The organism is Cupriavidus lacunae (assembly GCF_003353055.1).
Lineage (GTDB): Bacteria > Pseudomonadota > Gammaproteobacteria > Burkholderiales > Burkholderiaceae > Cupriavidus > Cupriavidus lacunae.
Window position 1 is genome coordinate 22836 of sequence record NZ_QKWJ01000010.1, and the last position, 18510, is coordinate 41345.

General features: G+C 65.9%; 12 protein-coding genes, 1 tRNA gene and 1 pseudogene. 7 read left to right on the top strand and 7 right to left on the bottom strand.

Annotated elements, in window-relative coordinates:
- Window positions 1–193: 193 nt before the first annotated feature.
- Entirely contained in the window at window positions 194–1342 is a 1149-nt protein-coding gene (locus DN412_RS10975; RefSeq protein WP_115014909.1) for a porin, read from the top strand.
- A gap of 50 nt (window positions 1343–1392) precedes the next feature.
- Here the strand turns inward: DN412_RS10975 and DN412_RS10980 are convergent, their stop codons facing one another.
- The 3 genes from DN412_RS10980 to DN412_RS10990 all read right to left on the bottom strand — a co-directional run bounded on the left by DN412_RS10980 (window position 1393) and on the right by DN412_RS10990 (window position 3929).
- A complete protein-coding gene (locus DN412_RS10980; RefSeq protein ID WP_115014911.1) occupies window positions 1393–2268 on the bottom strand; it encodes a pirin family protein in 876 nt (291 codons plus the stop codon).
- Window positions 2269–2408: 140 nt separating this feature from the next.
- Complete coding sequence (locus tag DN412_RS10985; protein ID WP_244222627.1) at window positions 2409–2981, bottom strand: acyloxyacyl hydrolase; 573 nt, start codon at window positions 2979–2981, stop codon at window positions 2409–2411.
- Between the two features lie 192 nt (window positions 2982–3173).
- Window positions 3174–3929: a GntR family transcriptional regulator gene (locus tag DN412_RS10990; protein WP_115014915.1), complete on the bottom strand. Its 756-nt coding sequence runs from the start codon at window positions 3927–3929 to the stop codon at window positions 3174–3176.
- A 12-nt stretch (window positions 3930–3941) separates the two neighbouring features.
- Here DN412_RS10990 and DN412_RS10995 point away from each other — a divergent pair.
- The 4 genes and pseudogenes from DN412_RS10995 to DN412_RS11010 form a co-directional block, all read left to right on the top strand.
- A pseudogene (locus tag DN412_RS10995) lies at window positions 3942–4454 on the top strand (GMC oxidoreductase); the annotation flags it as partial.
- 93 nt (window positions 4455–4547) lie between these two features.
- Window positions 4548–5915 carry an amidohydrolase family protein gene (locus DN412_RS11000; protein ID WP_115014917.1) on the top strand — a complete coding sequence of 456 codons (1368 nt, stop codon included), beginning with the start codon at window positions 4548–4550 and terminating at the stop codon, window positions 5913–5915.
- Between the two features lie 25 nt (window positions 5916–5940).
- Window positions 5941–6816, top strand: a complete 876-nt coding sequence (locus DN412_RS11005) for an intradiol ring-cleavage dioxygenase (RefSeq protein ID WP_115014919.1) — start codon at window positions 5941–5943, stop codon at window positions 6814–6816.
- A gap of 244 nt (window positions 6817–7060) precedes the next feature.
- Window positions 7061–8173, top strand: a complete 1113-nt coding sequence (locus tag DN412_RS11010) for a porin (protein ID WP_115014921.1) — start codon at window positions 7061–7063, stop codon at window positions 8171–8173.
- Between the two features lie 46 nt (window positions 8174–8219).
- On the opposite strand, the gene DN412_RS11015 is transcribed toward DN412_RS11010, so the two are convergent.
- A complete protein-coding gene (locus tag DN412_RS11015; RefSeq protein WP_115014923.1) occupies window positions 8220–11729 on the bottom strand; it encodes a pyruvate carboxylase in 3510 nt (1169 codons plus the stop codon).
- 201 nt (window positions 11730–11930) lie between these two features.
- On the opposite strand from DN412_RS11015, the gene DN412_RS43390 reads away from it, so the two are divergent.
- Window positions 11931–12167 (top strand): hypothetical protein, encoded by a 237-nt coding sequence (locus DN412_RS43390; protein WP_161563994.1) that lies wholly within the window; start codon window positions 11931–11933, stop codon window positions 12165–12167.
- A gap of 78 nt (window positions 12168–12245) precedes the next feature.
- On the opposite strand, the gene DN412_RS11025 is transcribed toward DN412_RS43390, so the two are convergent.
- Window positions 12246–13175: an adenylate/guanylate cyclase domain-containing protein gene (locus tag DN412_RS11025; protein ID WP_115014927.1), complete on the bottom strand. Its 930-nt coding sequence runs from the start codon at window positions 13173–13175 to the stop codon at window positions 12246–12248.
- A 212-nt stretch (window positions 13176–13387) separates the two neighbouring features.
- Here DN412_RS11025 and DN412_RS11030 point away from each other — a divergent pair, with 212 nt between their 5' ends.
- Window positions 13388–16804, top strand: coding sequence for an adenylate/guanylate cyclase domain-containing protein (locus DN412_RS11030; RefSeq protein WP_115014929.1), 3417 nt, complete (start codon window positions 13388–13390; stop codon window positions 16802–16804).
- A 178-nt stretch (window positions 16805–16982) separates the two neighbouring features.
- On the opposite strand, the gene DN412_RS11035 is transcribed toward DN412_RS11030, so the two are convergent.
- Window positions 16983–17076: transfer RNA gene (locus DN412_RS11035), tRNA-Ser, on the bottom strand.
- A 126-nt stretch (window positions 17077–17202) separates the two neighbouring features.
- Window positions 17203–18453 (bottom strand): aspartate kinase, encoded by a 1251-nt coding sequence (locus DN412_RS11040; RefSeq protein WP_115014932.1) that lies wholly within the window; start codon window positions 18451–18453, stop codon window positions 17203–17205.
- Window positions 18454–18510 lie beyond the last annotated feature (57 nt).

Below are 18510 nucleotides of genomic sequence, written 5' to 3' on the forward strand. Positions count from 1 at the left end.
TGGCTTCCGTCCGCTTTGCTTCACGTCAATAAGTAGCCCCCTCTGCCAGCAACCGTGCGCCGTTGCAACACCCAGCCCCCGATTCACTCCTTTTAGGAGGGGGCCTGACAAAACGCGCAAAGGTCTAATGGATCCGCGCCGGGCATAGCACCCGGCCTGAGACTTCCATAAAAACCAAAGGAGACGACTTAGCATGAAGAAATCGCTTATCACGCTGGCTGTACTGGGCGCGGCCGCGGGCAGCGCCAATGCACAGTCCGGCGTGACGTTGTATGGGGTCATCGACGGATCGATCGAGTATGTCAACCGCGTCGCCGCGTCGGCCGCCACGCCAAACCAGGGCGGCAGCCGGTTCGCCATGCCCCAGGTCGGCGGCCTGTCCGCCTCGCGCTGGGGCCTGCGCGGCGTGGAAGACCTGGGCGCCGGCAACCAGGCGCTGTTCGTGCTGGAAAGCGGCTTCCAGTGGGACAGCGGCAACCTGCAGAGCACGCCGCTGTTCAATCGCCAGTCCTATGTCGGCCTGCAGAACAACACCTTCGGCAAGCTCACCTTCGGCCGCCAGTACACGTCGTTCTTCGACGGCATGGCCAACTTCGCGCCGCTGCGCTTTGCCGCCACCTATGAGCCGGGCATCTGGTGGATGGGCCTGAACTACCGCGAAGACAATATGGTCAAGTACACCGGCCAGTTCGGTCCGCTGCAGGCGGTGGCGCACTTCTCGTTCGGCGCCGGCGTGGCGGTGCAGAATGCCGCCATCCTGCTGGCCAACGGCGGTGCGGGCGAGGTGCCGGGGCACTTCAGCGACAACATTGCCTACGGCGGCTCGCTGCTGTACCTGAACAGCAGCGGCTTCGGTGCCTCGATCGGTGCCGACGTCTGGCGCCCCGCCGCGGTCACCGGCCAGCCCGGGACCATGGCCAAGCTCGGGGCCGCCGCGCTGTACAACACCGGCCCGTTCAAGTTCACGCTCGGCTACCGCTATAACAAGGGGGAGTTCGCCAACGGCAGCACGCTGCTGCGCGACGACTACTGGTGGGCCGGCGTCAACTACCAGGCCACGCCGGCACTGGGCCTGTCGCTGGCCTACTACTACGCCGACGTCAAGGGTGCGCGCGCCACCGCCACGGCGCCCGAGACCAACCCGGCGAACATGCAGCAGGTCAGCTTTATCGCCGACTACAACTTCAGCAAGCGCACCGACGTGTACCTGTCGGCCGGCTATGCGCGCAACGGCGGCCTGAGCTTCGACAGCGCGGCCACCGCCTTTGCCTTCAAGTACCCGACCATGGCCGGGCAGAAGAGCATGGTGGGCGTAACCGTGGGGATCCGGCAGATCTTCTGATGCCGGCGCGGGGCGAACCGCAAGGCTCGCCCCGTTGCCGCGGCTGGCGCCTACCGCCGGCCAGCCGCCATGCTGCCGAAGCGGCCGCTGCTGAAGTCGCGGAAGGCCTCGGCGATCTGCTCTTCGGTGTTCATCACGAACGGGCCGTGGCCGACGATGGGCTCGTCGATCGGCTCGCCGCTGAGCAGCAGCACCACCGCGTCGGTGCTGGCTTCGATGTTGACATCTTCGCCGGCGCCGTCCAACACCACCATCTCGGCATCGCGCACGGTCGCCTCGGCGTTGACCGTGACCTTGCCGCGCAGCACCACCAGCGCGGTATGCCAGCCCTCCGGCAGCGCCAGCCGGGTGCTGGCGCCCTGGTTCAGGCGCATGTCCCACACATGCATCGGCGTAAAGGTGCGGGCCGGGCCGGCCTTGCCGCCGTACTCGCCGGCGATCACCCGCACCGTGCCGGCGCCATCGGGCATTGGCACTGCCGGAATATCGCGGTCGACGATCGCCTGGTAGCCGGGCGCGGCCATCTTGTCGCGGGCCGGCAGATTGACCCACAGCTGCACCATTTCCAGCGCGCCGCCGCTTTGCGTAAAGGCCGGCGAATGGAACTCCTCATGCAGGATGCCCGCGCCCGCCGTCATCCACTGCACGTCGCCGGGGCCGATCACGCCGCCCTGCCCGGTCGAGTCGCGATGCGCGACCTCGCCCTTGTAGACGATGGTCACGGTCTCGAAACCGCGGTGCGGGTGCTGGCCCACCCCGCGCGGGCGCTGCGTCGGCGTGAAATCGGCCGGGCCGGCGTAGTCCAAGAGCAGAAACGGGCTGAGCTGCTTGCCGTGGCTCATGTACGAGAACATCGAGCGCACCGGAAAGCCGTCTCCGACCCAGTGCTGACGCGGTGCGCTGTAGACACCCAGAATGCGCTTCATATCTGATCTCCGAGTATGCCGGCCGATAGCGACAGGCAATGATCCATGAAGCGATGATAGACGTCACCACCGACGCGCGGTAGGCGGTGGGATTGCGATGCAGAGTCCTGCGAGTGGAACGATGCCCGGCTGCCACCGCGTCAGAAGCGGCAGCGCACGTAACCGATGCTGAAGTTGGTGCCGGGATTGGGCTCCTGGATGCCGGCATTGGACAGGTGCTGGAAACGGTAGCCGATGGCAAGCCGCTGCGCCTTGCCGAAGGCCACGCCCACGCCGACCATGTCGGCGAACTGGAAGGCCGAGCCCATGCGATGGCCATCGGCGATCTCGGTGTGGCTCAGCACGCGCAGCCCCACTGAGGCTTCGACGAACGGCGTCGCGTACTCGCCCGCATAGCTGAGCCGCAGGATCGGCGACACACCAAACTCCGTCAACTGGCTCGACGGCCGCGACGACAGCGCCCGCCAGTTTGCGACATTGACCTCGCCGTCCAGGGCCAGCGCAACGCGGCTCGACAGCTGCCACTGCACGATATCGTCCCAGCGCGCGGCCACTTCGTACTTCTCAACGCCGTGGCCGTTGTCGCGGCCATAGCCGCCCTGCATCGAGAAGGTTCCCGCGCCGGCCGTGGCCGGCAGCGCGCACAGGCTTGCCGCAAGGGGAATGGCGGCCGCAAGGTGCGCCAGCCGCATTGGTGTGGTTGCTTTCTTCACTGATATCCGTGTGTTTTGGGCAGCGTCCACGGGGATCGCGGCGCCACCATTTTGTTTTGATCACGGCACTCCAAGATATCAGCAACTCAGATTTGCGGAAGCCTGCCAGAAGCAAACACAGTGTTCCAAGTCCGGAACAATGCGGATTTACGGCATGGAAACCCGCGCGGCATGCAAGCCCGGTGGGCGCGGTTACCGCCCTTCCAGCTCGAAACTCTGCTTGTAGCTGTAGCGCTCGGCGGGATGCACGCTCAGCGTGACCTCGATGACTTCGTCATCGACAAAGTAGGTACGGACGATGCGCAGCGCGGCGCTGCCCGGCTCGACCTGCAGCAACGCCGCCTCGTCCTGACTCACCAGCGCGCCCTGGATGTCCTGGTCGACGCGCGTCACGCGCGCGCCGAACTTCCGCTCGATCAGGGCATGCACCGGCACGTTCAGCGTCGCGCCCAGCCTGGGCAGCCGTGCGTAGCGGGGACTGACGTAGATGTCCGCCAGCGAGATCGGCAAGCCTGCGCCCAGCGCGCTGCGCAAGCCGGCGATATGCAGCCATTTGCCCCCTACGTCCACCCCGTCCGCCGGCAGCGGCACCCGGCCCTCGGCCGGCGCCACCATTTGCTGGGAAAGAATGCGGAAGTCCGTCTCCTGCGCATAGCGGGCAATGTCGTCGAGCCCGGCGATGCTCTGGTTGTAGCGCGCGCGGGCCTGGTTGCTGAGGACGCGCGTACCGATGCCCTGCTGGCGCGAGACCAGGCCCAGGTCGATCAGCGCCTTGATGGCCTGGCGCACGCCGTAGCGGCTCAGCTGGTACTTGCGGACCAGCTCGGGCTCGGCGGGCAGCTGTTCGCCCACCGCCAGGCGTCCGGCCAGGATCTCTTCCATCAGTTCATTGGCGACCGCCAGGTAGTGGAGCTGGGGGGCCTGCAGGCGTTGTGGCTGGGAAGTCATGCGGATCCGGGAATCATTCGCGACCCGCGCGACCTGGCCCGCATCACCGAGGCCTTCCGCTTTACCGCCTCGCTCTTCGATTCACTGCACGGCATCTGCGGCACACCCTACGTCCTGGCCGATGCCGGCAACCTGAGCCGCCTGATGCGCTACAACGAGCCGACCCGCGCCAACGCCGTGCGCGCCGCGGCCGCGGCGCGGCTGATCGATGCCATGCCGAAGCTGGGCCAGCGCACCGTGGCACGGCTGTCGAAGATGACGCCGGCCACGGACGTGCTGCGCAGCGGCGAAACCCTGGCCGACTATGCCCGCCGCAGCATCAGCGGCACCGGCCACGTCAGCGGCACCTGCCGCATGGGCGCGGCCAACGATCCGCTGGCGGTGGTGGATCCGCAAGGGCAAGTGCACGGCATGCACGGCCTGTACGTGGCCGACGCCTCGGTGATGCCCACCGTCCCCAGCGCCAACACCCACCTGCCGACCATCATGGTCGCCGAGAAGATCGCGGGAGGGCTGTCACGCTGACCGGCATCGCGCCGGGACATCCAGACACTAGCAACACCAAAGCAACCAGAAGCAACCAGAAGCAACCAGAAGCAAGACCACAGGAGACACCTCATGAAACGCACTCTTATCCGCAACGCCAGCGTCATCAACGTCGACCCGGCAATCGGCAACCTCGACAAGGGCGACGTGCTGATCGAAGGCACCAGGATCGCCGCGGTCGGCATCGGCCTGCAGGCAGACGATGCCGAGATCATCGACGGCACCGGCACCATCGTGATGCCGGGCATGGTCGATACCCATCGCCACGTGTGGCAGACCACGCTGCGCAACATCGCCGCCGACTGGACCCTGGACCAGTACTTTGCCGGCGTGCGCGGCCAGCTTGGCGAGCACTTCCGCGCCGGCGACATCTACACCGCCAACCTGGCGGGCGCCTGCGAGGCCCTCAACGCCGGCATCACCACCGTGCTCGACTGGTCGCACAACATGAACACGCCCGCGCATACCGATGGCGCGGTGCAGGGCCTGCGCGACTTGGGCGGGCGCTTCGTGATGTGCTACGGCAATTCCAACGCCGAATGGCTGCCGGTCAGCGACCTGCCGACCTCGCGCGATGCCTACCGCGTCAAGAAGGAGCATTTCTCGCGCACCGATGACCTGGTGCAGATGGGCATGGCCTTGCGCGGCCCCCAGTACGCCAGCGAGAAAGTGACCATCGACGACTGGGCCCTGGCGCGCGACCTCGGCGCGCTGATCTCCGTGCACGTCGGCGACGGCGCCTGGGGCAAGAACCGGCCCGTGGCCTGGCTGGCCGAAAACGGATTGCTGGGCGAGGACGTCGTCTGCGTGCATTGCAACTCGCTCGCCGACGATGAGTTCCGCATCATGGCCGACCACGGCGCGTGGGGCTCGATGACGCCCGACATCGAACTGCAGATGGGCCACGGCTGGCCCGCCACGCGCCGCCTGCTCGACGTCGGCCTGGCGCCCACGCTGGGCGTGGACATCGTCACGTCCAACAGCGGCCACCTGTTCCAGGTCATGCGCACCGTGCTGCTGGTCGAACGCGCCTGGGCGCACCATCACGCCGACCAGGCCGGCGAGACCGTGCAGCGCCTGCCGATCGACACGGCCGACGTGCTGGCCTTTGCCACCATCAACGGCGCGCGTGCGCTGGGCCTGGCCGACCGCATCGGCTCGCTGACGCCGGGCAAGGACGCCGACATCGCCATGCTGCGCGCCGACAACCTGGAAATGGCGCCGCTCAACAACGCCGTCGGCGCGGTGGTGCTGGCCGGCCATCCGGGACTGGTGGATTCGGTGTGGGTGGCCGGCAAGGCCGTCAAGCGCCACGGCAAGCTGGTGAACGTCGACGTGGCGCGGCTGATCGGCGACCTGGAGCGCTCGCGCGATCATGTGCTGGCCCAGGCCGGCGTGGCGCCCGGCGAGCGTTTCCTGCCGGCGCCCTACGCTCACTGAAACGAACCGAGCCAAGGACACCACCATGCAAAACATGACTGAAGCCCAACTGACCGACGTCGTCCTGCAGCGTTACCAGGACACCCCCGATCCGCGCCTGCGCGAGATCCTGCAATCGCTGATCCGGCACCTGCACGCCTTTGTGCGCGACGTGAAGCTGACCGAGGACGAGTGGCTGCGCGGCATCCTCTACCTGACCTCGGTCGGCCAGATCTCGGATGACAAGCGCCAGGAGATGATCCTGCTCTCCGACAACCTCGGCATCTCGATGCTGGTCAATATGGTCAGCGCGCGCGTGGCGCATGCCGCGACGGAATCGACCGTGGTCGGGCCGTTCTACGTGCCGGGCTCGCCGGAGCGCCAGTGGGGGGAATCGATCCAGCAGATGCCGTGCGACGACCCGCCGCTGTTCGTGACCGGGCGCGTGCTTGACCTCGATGGCGCGCCGGTGGCCGGCGCGCAGATCGAGCTGTGGCAGACCAACTCCAACGGCATGTACGACATCCAGGACCCCGAGCAGCCCGAGCACAACCTGCGCGGCTGGTACCGCGTCAACGATGCCGGCGAATTCCTGGTGCAGACCGTGCGCCCGGTGCGCTACCCCATCCCCACCGACGGGCCGGTCGGCGAGCTCCTGCAAGCCACCAAGCGCCATCCGTGGCGCCCTGCCCACCTGCACGTCAAGATCACCGCGCCGGGCTGCAAACCGCTGGTGACGCATATCTTCGATGCCGAGGACCCCTACCTCGATTCCGACGTGGTGTTCGCCGTGAAGCAGTCGCTGGTGCGCCGGTTCGAGCCGGTCGCGGCTGGTGAACGCCGCCGCGAATATGGCATCGGCGGTCCCTGCCTGGAGCTGCGCTACGACTTCACGATCGAGCGCGTGACGCCGGCGGGCTAAGCCCCTCCACTACCCGGTCGCGCCGCGGCGCAACCGGGCCCCTCGCGCAAGCTGCGAGCCCTGAGCCACCCGCGCGGTGTGGCAGGGGCCCGTCTTGCCGCTCGCGCCGCCAAGCCTGCCTGGCCTGCCTGGCCTGCCCGCGTTCGCCCCGTGCGCGCGCGGCGGGGAGCGTTTTGCCTGTCGCAAGCCTGGCTGCACGCAGCGGTACCCGATACCTGAGTCTTCCTATTGCACGGAGCCAGAGATGTTTTCGAACAATGCAGCATCCATCATCCATCCACGTCGAGCCGTGCCCTGCTTCCGCCCGGCCTGCGTCGCCGCCACCCTGTTCATGGCGACGGGCGCCTGGGCACAGAGCAGCGTCACGCTCTACGGCCGTGTCGTCGGCGGCATCGACTACGTCAGCAAGGTCGCCACCGCCAACGGCGGCAGCGCCGGCGTGTTCCGCAACGGCGGCCAGTGGGGCGTGAGCTGGTGGGGCCTGCGGGTCCAGGAAGACCTGGGACAGGGCCTGAGCGCCGTCGCCAACCTGGAAAGCATGTTCACCGCCGAAAACGGCCGCACGGTGGGCGACAGCCTGTTCAACCGCTACGCCGTCGTCGGCCTGTCCAGCCGCGACTACGGCACGCTGTGGCTGGGCCGCGCCATGGCCCTGACCGACGGCGAGCTATGGGAAGTCGACCCGTTCGCAATGCAGTTCACCAGCCTTGGCACGCTCGCCTACGGCCGCAACTGGGGACCGCGCGACCACGCCATTACCTATAACTCGCCGGTATGGAACGGCTTCTCGTTCCGCGCCCAGGGCGGTCCCGGCGGCGTGCCCGGCAGCATTACCGCGGGGCGCCAGCTCAGCGGCAGCGTCAGCTACAAGAACGGCCCGGTCCTGCTCAAGGGCGTCTACGAAGAAATCCGCGACAACAGCGGCAACTTCACCAACCTGTACGCGACCTCGCGCGAGTATGCGCTGGGCGGTGCCTATCAGGCCGGCAGCGTCAAGCTGTTCGCCGGCTACAGCCTGATCCGCTCCGGCGGCGCCACCGTTGCCGACACCAACAACCCCACCGCCTCCAACCAGCACCAGCTGTACTGGCTGGGCGCCAACTGGGCCGCCACGCCGGCCCTCACCCTGCTGGCCGGCGGCTATCACGCGCGCCTGAACCGCGATGGCGGCAATGCCACCCTCCTGGCGCTTGGCGCCAATTACGCGTTATCCAAGCGAACGCTGCTCTATGCGACCGTGGGCACGGTCGTCAATCGCGGCAATGCGGCGTTTTCGGTGGAGGTCACGCCGGATACCAAGCCGCTGGCCGGGGTCACGCAGCAAGGGGTGTATACCGGCATCGTGCACTCGTTCTAGGGAGCGAGGGCGCGGCGGGCACCGGCAGACAAGACCTTCGCCAGCGTCAACCCACGTCCTTCAGCTCGATCAACAGATCCTTCGCCGCCACGCGATCCCCTTGTTTAACATGCACCGCCGCAATCTCGCAGTCCCGCTCCGCCGCGATATGGGTCTCCATCTTCATCGCCTCCAGCGCAAGCAGCGTCGTGCCCACGGCCACGCGCTGCCCCGGCTGCACCGCCACCGTGACGATCGAGCCAGGCATGGGCGCGGCGACATGCAGCGGGTTGTCGGGCTCGGCAACCGGACGGCTGTGGCGCGCCGCCGCCGCTTGCGTGGTGCTGCGCTGCTCGACCAGCGTGGTGCGCGACTGCCCGTTCAGCTCGAACTGGACCTTGATCAGACCCTCTTCGGCATCGGGGTGCGTGCCTTGCAGCGAGACCAGCAGGGTCTTGCCGGCGGCGATGTCGATGGCCACTTCTTCCTGCGGCTGCAGGCCGTACAGGTATGCCGGCGTGGGTACCACCGAGGTGTCGCTGTAGTTGCGCACATGCGCGTGGTACTCGCCGGCCTGCTTCGGGTACATCAGGTACGAAGCCAGCTGGCGGTCGTCGAGCGGCTGCTCGCACGTTGCTTCGCCCGCGGCGCGCGCCGCGTCGAGGTCGACCGCCGGGATCTGGTCGCCGGGCCGGTACGGCGCGGGCGGCTCGCCGCGCAGCACCTTGCGCGACAGCTCCGCGGGGAAGCCGTCGGGCGGAAAGCCCAGTTCGCCCTTGAACAACGACACCACCGATTCAGGGAAGGCGGTTTCCTTGGCGGGATCGCACACGTCGGCGGCGCTCAGGTCGTTGGCCACCATCATCAGTGCCAGGTCGCCGACCACCTTGGACGTCGGCGTCACCTTGACGATGTCGCCGAACATCTGGTTGACCTCGGCGTAGGCGCGCGACACCTCGGTCCAGCGGTGCTCGATGCCGAGCGAGCGCGCCTGCTCGCGCAGGTTGGTGTACTGGCCGCCGGGCATCTCGTGGCGGTACACGTCGGCGGTACCGGCGCGGATTTCGGATTCGAACGGTGCGTAGTAGCGGCGCACCCCTTCCCAGTACATCGACGCTTCGTGCAGACGCTCCAGGCTGAGGCCGGGATCGCGCTCGCTGCCGGCCAGGGCCGCGGCGATGCTCGACAGGTTGGGTTGCGAGGTCAGCCCGCTCATGGCATCGAGCGCGCCGTCGACCGCATCGCAGCCGGCCTCGATCGCGGCCAGTGCCGAAGCAGCCGAGATGCCGCTGGTGTCGTGGGTATGGAAATGCACCGGCAGCCCGGTCTCTTCCTTGAGCGCCTTGACCAGCGCCGCGGCCGCCTGCGGGCGGCAGATGCCCGCCATGTCCTTGATGCCCAGCACATGCACACCGGCCTGCTGCAGCTCGCGGGCGATGCCGACGTAGTACTTCAGGTCGTACTTGGCGCGCGACTTGTCGAACAGGTCGCCGGTGTAGCAGATCGCGCCTTCGCACAGCGCGCCGCTTTCGCCGACGGCATCGATCGCGACACGCATGTTGCGCACCCAGTTCAGCGAATCGAACACGCGGAACACATCCACGCCGGCGCTGGCGGCCTGGCGCACGAAGAAGCGCACCACGTTGTCCGCGTAGTTGGTGTAGCCGACGGCGTTGGAGCCGCGCAGCAGCATCTGGAACAGCACGTTGGGCACGCGCTCGCGCAGTTGCTCAAGGCGCTGCCACGGGTCTTCCTTGAGGAAGCGCAGCGCCACGTCGAAGGTGGCGCCGCCCCAGCACTCCAGCGAGAACAGTTGCGACAGTTCGCGCGCATAGAACGGCGCGATCGGCAGCATGTCGGCGGTGCGCATGCGCGTGGCGAACAGCGACTGGTGCGCGTCGCGCATGGTGGTGTCGGTCAGCAGCACCTGCTTCTGCTCGAGCATCCAGCGCGAGAACTTCTCCGCGCCCAGCTCGCGCAGCCGGTCGCGCGTACCGTAGGGCAGCGCAGCGCTGGTGTCGAAGGCGGGCAGAACCGGTGCGGGCAGCGGCAGCGATGGCAGCGCACGGCCGCTCATCTCCGGGTGCCCGTTGACGCTGACTTCGCCCAGGTAACGCAGCAGCTTGGTGGCGCGGTCCAGGCGCTTGGTGAACGCCAGCAGTTCCGGCGTCAGGTCGATAAAGCGCGTGGTGACGTCGCCGGACTTGAACGCGGGATGGTTGATGACGTTCTCGAGGAACTGCAGGTTGGACGCGACGCCGCGGATGCGGAACTCGCGCAGCGCACGGTCCATGCGCCGGATCGATTCGGGGGCGGTCGGCGCCCAGGTGGTGACCTTGACCAGCAGCGAATCGTAGTACGGCGTGATCACCGCGCCGCCATAGGCGGTGCCGGCATCCAGGCGCACGCCGAAGCCGGCCGCGCTGCGGTAGGCGGTGAGGCGGCCATAGTCCGGCAGGAAGCCGTTTTCCGGGTCCTCGGTGGTGATCCGGCATTGCAGCGCATGACCGTTCAGCGAAATCGCTTCCTGCACCGGCACGCCCGCAGCGCGCACGATGATCTCGCCGTTTTCATTACGCGTGTTCTCGGTCATGCCGATATGGCCGCCTTCCGTCACGCGGATCTGCGCCTTGACGATATCGATCCCGGTGACCATCTCCGTCACCGTGTGCTCGACCTGGATGCGCGGATTGACTTCGATGAAGTAGAACTGGCCGGAGTCGGCATCCATCAGGAATTCGACCGTGCCGGCATGCGTGTAGCCGACCGCGCGCATCAGCCGCAAGGCCGATTCGCACAGCGCGGCCCGGCCGGCAGCGTCGAGGTACGGCGCCGGCGCGCGCTCGACCACTTTCTGGTTGCGCCGCTGCACGGTACAGTCGCGCTCATAGAGATGCACGAGGTTGCCGTGCGTGTCGCCGAGCACCTGCACTTCGACGTGGCGCGCGTTACGCACCAGCTTTTCGACATACACCTCGTCGTTGCCGAACGCGGCCAGCGCCTCGCGCCGCGCCGCGGCGAGCGCCCCCTCGAGATCCTGCTCGCTTTCCAGGACGCGCATGCCGCGTCCGCCGCCGCCCCAGCTTGCCTTGAGCATCAGCGGATAGCCGATGCCTGCGGCCAGGCGCTTGCACGTTTCCAGGTCAAGCGGCAGCGGATCGGTTGCCGGCATCACCGGCACGCCCGCCTCGATCGCCGCATTGCGCGCCGCCACCTTGTTGCCAAGCTTGCGCATGACCTCGGGCGACGGGCCGATCCAGCGGATTCCCGCGTCGATCACGGCCTGCGCGAAGTCCGGGTTTTCCGAAAGAAAGCCATAGCCGGGGTGAATGGCGTCGACCTTCGCCTGCCTGGCAATGCGCAGGATGTCGTCGATGTCGAGGTAAGCCGCCAGCGGCTTCTTGCCTTCGCCGACCAGGTAGCTCTCATCGGACTTGAAGCGATGCAGCGCGAGGCGGTCTTCCTTCGAATAGATCGCGACCGTGCGCACGTTCATCTCGGCGGCCGCGCGCATCACGCGGATGGCGATCTCGGAACGGTTGGCAATCAGCAGGGAGCGGATAGGGGCGTAGTCCATGGGGGTGTGAGGAAACGAACCTGCCGTGCGCAACCGCCACGGCAGGGTCAGGTGATCAGGAAGGCAGCACGGGCGCAAGGCTTGCCCGGGCGGCTAGTCGTAATGTGCAAATGCGGCGTGCGAATCCATCCAGTCATCATGCGCCGATGCAGCGGCCCACGCCCAGTTGGTTCGCTTTGGCGACTGCTTGTCACGATCGCCGTGCTCGTTTCGATTCTGGCCGGCACATGGCTGATCGCCATCTCCGGCAAGCTCGCGGCTGTGCGCGCCGGCTCCGTTTCGTCCGTAGTACATCGCGGTGCATTCCTCTTCAAGGCCAAAGGCGCCTGCCCTCAACGCAACACGATGGCCAGGGCGACGGCAGATTGCAGGCACGATGAAATCCGCGCCTATCCCGTCCGCAGGGCGCAAGAAACGGGCCACGCTGCATCCTTTTGATTTGAAAGGGATTTCAGAGTACGGAACACAAGATGAATTTCACAACTGAAATTCACCCTTTCAACTTAAGCATGCCGGCTACCGCGCCACACCAGTCCTGTCGACGCACAGCGCGAACTCGACGCACTCCGCGGTCGGCCCTGCCCACGGACCGAAGCCGATCCAGCCGTGCCCCCTGAGCGTGACTTCATCGCGCCGCAGGATGAACGGCTCGCTGCCGTCCATGCCGACATGGGTGCCGTTCGAGCTCCTGTCGATCAGCACATACCTGCCGGCGCGGGGCTCGGCCATGGCCTGGAAGCGGGATGCCCGCCGGTCCGACACGACAATCGTCATGCCGGCGTCGCGCCCGATGGTGACTGGCGCGGAGGCGGCGCTCATTTCCACCACGGTGTCCCGATAGCGGAGCGTGAGAAAGCTGGCGTTCAATAAGGGGGCGTTGAAACCCGCAATCAGGGTCAGGTCAGTGGCCTGCTGCCAGATCGCCTCGTACAGCTCGACCGGCTGCTCCCTGCCGCGCACCTGGATCGGGTACAGGTAGCGCGTCATCTGGCGCAACGGCGCGGGCAGGTCCGCCACTGCATCCTTGCTGGTGATGATCTGTCCGCGCGAGGCAAGCTTGGACAGGCGGGCGGCAAGATTCACGGCATCGCCGAACACATCGCCCGATGCCTCGCACAGGATCGGGCCATGGTGGAACCCGATATGGGCCGACATGGAAAAGCCGGCGACCGGCGGAAGTTCGGAAACGGCGACCTGCATGTCGAGTGCTGCCCGCAGCGCCTGTTCAGCGGAGGGGAACAGCACCATGACCTCGTCGCCAATGGTCTTGACGAGGCGGCCCTGTGTCGCCTCGGAACAGGATCGCATCGCACCGATGCAGCGGCCGATCGCGGCAAGGGCGGCGGCGTTGCCAGCCCGTTCATAGAGCCGGGTACTGCCGCTGACATCCGCAAACAGTACCGACCCCTCTGACGCTTCATGCAGCAATTCCCGGTCCATGTGCATCCCGATCTGTCCGGCCAGCCAGCGCCGGGCGGCCCGGCAAGATGTGTGACCACATGCCCGGCGCCACGCCCCGCATGTAGGGAATTCTGGCACCGCCGATCCTGATGCTCAACATGAATCTGCCTGCTGCGCCGGGCGCCTTCCCGCCCATTGATACCCCGGTGCGGAAGGCGTCTAATCGTTCATACAAGGGCCGGATGCGAAGAGGCGATATGCGCTGCACAAGCTGCGGCTCCGACAATCCCGACGGAGCCAGATTCTGCAAGGAATGCGGGGCCAGGCTTGCACGGCGCTGCCCGAACTGCGGCCATGAAGCGGGCGCCGCGGACAAGTTTTGCACCGAATGCGGCGCATCCTTCACCAGCCCCGCCGAAGGGCCATCCGTCGGCGCCCAGCCCACTGCGCCCGCTCCCATCGACTACACGCCACGTCACCTGGTCGAGCGCATTCTGGCCGAGCAGGCCGCCATGGAGGCCAGGGGATCCGCCGCGGGTGAACGCAAGACCATCACTGCCCTGTTCGCCGACATGGCCGGTTCCACGGCCTTGATCCACGATCTCGATCCCGAAGAGGCACGCCACCTGATCGACCCCGTCATGGCCCTGATGATGGAGGCCGTGCATCACTATGAGGGTTATGTCGCCAAGTCCCTGGGAGACGGCATACTGGCCCTGTTCGGCGCCCCCATCGCCCACGAAGATCATCCACAGCGAGCGCTGTATGCGGCGCTGCGGATGCAGGAAGCCATGCGTCGTCACAGTGACCGCATCCGGCTCGAGCAAGGCATACCGCTTCAGATCCGGGTGGGAATCCACACCGGAGAGGTGGTGGTACGTTCCATCCGCAGGGACGACCTGCACACGGACTACGATCCGGTGGGACACACGATCCACATCGCCTCAAGGATGGAAACCATTGCCACGCCGTCATCCATTCTCGTCAGCGAGTCGGTCCGCAGGCTGACGGACGGGTATTTCGACTTCAAGGCCCTCGGCGCGACCCAGGTAAAAGGCATACCGGAACCCCTTGCCGTGTACGAGGTGCTGCGCCCGGGGGTATTGCGCACGCGCCTGCAAGTGGCGCAGCGTCGCGGCCTGGCGCAGTTCGTCGGACGTCAGGACGAGCTGGCGCGTCTGCATGAGGCCCTGGACCGGGCCAGGACGGGAAGCGGGCAGATTGTCGGGGTGGTCGGGGAAGCCGGGGTCGGAAAGTCCCGACTGTTCCACGAGTTCAAGGCGCTGTCACAGCACGGCTGCATGGTCCTGGAGACGTTTTCCGTCTCGCACGGCAAGTCCTTTGCCTATTTGCCGCTGATCGAACTGGTGAAGAACTACTTCCAGATCGAGCTACAGGACGATGAACGGAGGTGCCGAGAAAAGGTTGCAGGCAGGGTGCTGATGCTCGACCGCACGCTGGAAGACCTCTTGCCCTACCTGCTCCATCTGCTGGGCATCGCCGACCCGATTTCGGCATTGCCGAACATGGACTCGCAGATCCGGCGCCAGCGCACGTTTGAGGCGATCACGCGCCTGCTGGTCCGAGAAAGCCAGAATCAGCCGCTCGAACTTCTGTTTGAGGATTTGCAATGGCTGGACAACGAAACCGAGGCGTTCCTGGATGTGCTCGTTGACCACCTGCCGGGCGCCAGGATTCTGCTGCTGCTGAATTACCGGCCCGAGTATCAGCATGACTGGAGTGCAGAGGATAACTACACGCAGCTTCGGCTGGATCCGCTGGGCCAGGTCGAAGCCGGGCAACTGCTCGCCGCGCTGCTTGGAGAGGATGCCACGCTCACGCCTCTCAAGACGCTCATCATGGAGAAGACGGAGGGCAACCCCTTCTTCATGGAGGAAGTGGTGCAGACCTTGCTCGAGGAGAAGGTGCTGCACGGCGAGCCTGGCCACTACCGCATCGAAAAGACCCCCACGGCGCTGCATATCCCGACCACGGTACAAGGCGTGCTGGCGGCCCGTATCGACCGGCTTCCCCGCGCCGAGAAGGACTTGTTGCAAAGCCTTGCCGTGATCGGCAAGGAGTTTCCTTATGGCCTGATCCAGCGGGTCGTGGCGCAGCCTGATGACCCATTGCACCGGCTACTGGCTCAACTGGAGGCTGGCGGATTTATCTACGAGCGGCCCGCATTCCCCGACACTGAGTACACGTTCAAGCATGCGCTGACCCAGGAAGTCGCCGGCAGCTCGCTGCTCACGGAACAACGCACCGCGCTGCATGAACGCACGGCCCATGCGATCGAGGCCCTCTTCCACCATCAGTTGAAGGATTACTACAGCGAACTGGCACGGCATTACAGCCTTAGCGGCAATGATCCGAAAGCTGTGGAGTACCTTCTGGCGACCGGACAGCAGGCCGTACAGCGCTCCGCCTACGAGGAAGCCATCCGTCAACTGCACGCAGCCCTGGCATTGCTCAAGCGCCAGCCCGATACCCCCGAACGCGCACGCCAGGAACTCGCTTTGCGACTTGCCATCGGGCCGGCGTTGATTGCCGCCCGAGGATTTGCCTCGCCCGAGGTGGAGGCAACTTACAGCCGTGCCCTGGTATTGTGCAGCCAGGTTGGGGAAACGCCGCAGCGCTTTCGAACGCAAGTGGGATTGCGCACCTACTTCTCTCTGCGAGCAGAACATGCGAAGGCATACCAGCTGGGGAAGCAACTCCTTAGCCTGGCCAGGAATGCGCAAGACCCCGAGTTACTGGCGGAGGCGCATGTCTCGCTAGGAACGACGTTGTATTACTCGGGAAGGTTCAGGGCCGCGGATGCCCATCTGAAGGATGCGCTCGCGCTCTACGGCAAAGAACCGCATCACGGCCACATTAATTTCCATGGCGTCGATCCGGAGGTACGCGCGCTATCCATTTCAGCCCTGGTCTTGTGGTCTCTCGGCTATCCCGACCAGGCCAGCAGGAATGCGCAAGGGTCCCTCGCGCTGGCCCGGAAGCAGTCCCACCCGTTCAGCCTGGCGCATGCCCTTTGCTTTGTCGCGGAGCTGCACCAGTTCCGCCGCGATCCCAGGCTCACGCAAGAGTACGCCGAGGCTTGCATCGCGCTCTCGACCGAACAAGGCTTCCCGTTCTGGCTGGCATGGACGACTATCCTTCGTGGCTGGGCGCTCGCCGAGCAGGGACAGCAGCAGGAAGGCATCGCGCAGATGCGCCAGGGACTGGCCGCCTATCAGGCGACGGGCGCGACGCTGGGATATTCGCACTTCCAGGCACTGTTGGCCCAGGCCTATGGGCACATGGGACAGATCGATTCAGGCCTGAGCGCGCTTGCCGAGGCAAAGGACGCGGTGGAAAGGGTCGGGGAACGCTATTGCGAAGCGGAGTGGCATCGGGTCAAGGGAGAACTGATACTTCAGAGTTCAGGCCTCCACGGCCTCAGGTCTGGCGGTGAGGCGGAAGCAGAAGCGTGTTTTCGCAACGCGATCGCGGTAGCCCGCCGGCAGCATGCCAGATCCCTTGAGTTGCGGGCGACCCTGAATCTGGCGCAGCTCTGGCGAGAGCAAGGCAACATCGAGCCGGCCAGGGAGTTGCTGACGGGGATCCGGCGCGCGTTCACCGAAGGTTTCGACAGCGCGGATATGCAGGATGCCGGCGTCGCGTGCGGTTGATTATTCGCGTTTGCCGCAGCGGGACGACCTGGCGGTTGTGCTCGAGGGTAACTGGGGCGACCCTGACGAGGTCTCGCCCCCGGGCATACGGGTCCACACGCGGGGCGCAGCAGAAATCGCCTTCCAGAAAAAACAAAACCCCGGAAGACCGCGATCTTCCGGGGTTCGCCGCCATTGCTGGCGGAGACGGAGGGATTCGAACCCTCGATCCAGGTTTTGGCCCAGATGCTCCCTTAGCAGGGGAGTGCCTTCGACCTCTCGGCCACGTCTCCCAAACTTGCGTTGTGTGAGGGAGCCACACAACGAAGCGCGTATTCTAACGACGCCGTGCGCGTTGGTCAACGAAAAATTGATGACACCACACAAAAATCGCGCCGTCAGAAGTGTTCACGAACGGATCACGCCTGTTCCAGTTCAAAGGCCTTGTGCAGGGCGCGCACGGCCAGTTCCATGTACTTCTCGTCGATCAGCACCGAGATCTTGATTTCCGAGGTAGAGATCATCTGGATGTTGATGCCCTCTTCCGACAGGGTGCGGAACATCTTGCTGGCGATGCCCACGTGCGAGCGCATGCCCACGCCCACCACCGAGACCTTCGACACCTTCGGGTCGCCCGACACGCTGCCGGCGCCGATATGCGACTTCACCCCATCGTTCAGGATGGCCAGCGCGCGCTGGTACTCGCCGCGCGGCACGGTGAAGGTGAAGTCGGTCTTGCCGTCGACGGACTGGTTCTGGATGATCATGTCGACGTCGATATTGGCGTCGGCGACCGGGCCCAGGATCTGGTAGGCGATGCCCGGCTTGTCCGGCACGCCCAGAACGGTGATCTTGGCTTCGTCACGGGCAAAGGCGATGCCGGAGATGACGGCTGCTTCCATGGTGGAGTCTTCCTCAAAAGTGATCAGCGTGCCCGAGTGCATTTCCTGCTCGAGCGGCATAAGCGGGTCGGTCAGCGACGACAGCACGCGGGTCTTCACGCGGTACTTGCCGGCGAACTCCACGGAGCGGATCTGCAGCACCTTGGAGCCGAGGCTGGCCATTTCCAGCATCTCTTCGAAGGTGATCTGGTCCAGGCGGCGGGCGTCTTCGACCACGCGCGGATCGGTGGTGTACACGCCGTCCACGTCGGTGTAGATCAGGCACTCGTCGGCCTCGATGGCGGCGGCGATGGCCACGGCCGAGGTGTCCGAGCCACCGCGGCCCAGCGTGGTGATGTTGCCGTCGTCGTCGATGCCCTGGAAGCCGGTGATCACGACCACACGGCCGGCGTCGAGGTCGCCTAGGATGCGCTCGTCGTCGATCGATTCGATGCGGGCCTTGGTGTACGACGAGTCGGTCTTCACCGGCACTTGCCAGCCGGTGTAGCTGACCGCGTCGATGTTCTCGCCGTGCAGCGCGATCGCCAGCAGTGCCACGCTGGCCTGTTCGCCGGTGGAGGCGAGCATGTCCAGTTCACGCGGATTGGGCTGCGGCGAAATTTCCCTGGCGAGTCCCAGCAGGCGATTGGTCTCGCCCGACATGGCCGAAGGCACCACGACTACGCGGTGACCGGCGCGGTGCCACTTGGCAACGCGCTTGGCGACATTCTTGATGCGTTCCGTGGAACCCATCGAAGTGCCGCCGTATTTGTGAACGATGAGAGCCATCTTCTTGTCGACGCCAGCGATTGTGCAAACCCTTGAAAATACACGATCACGTCCCGT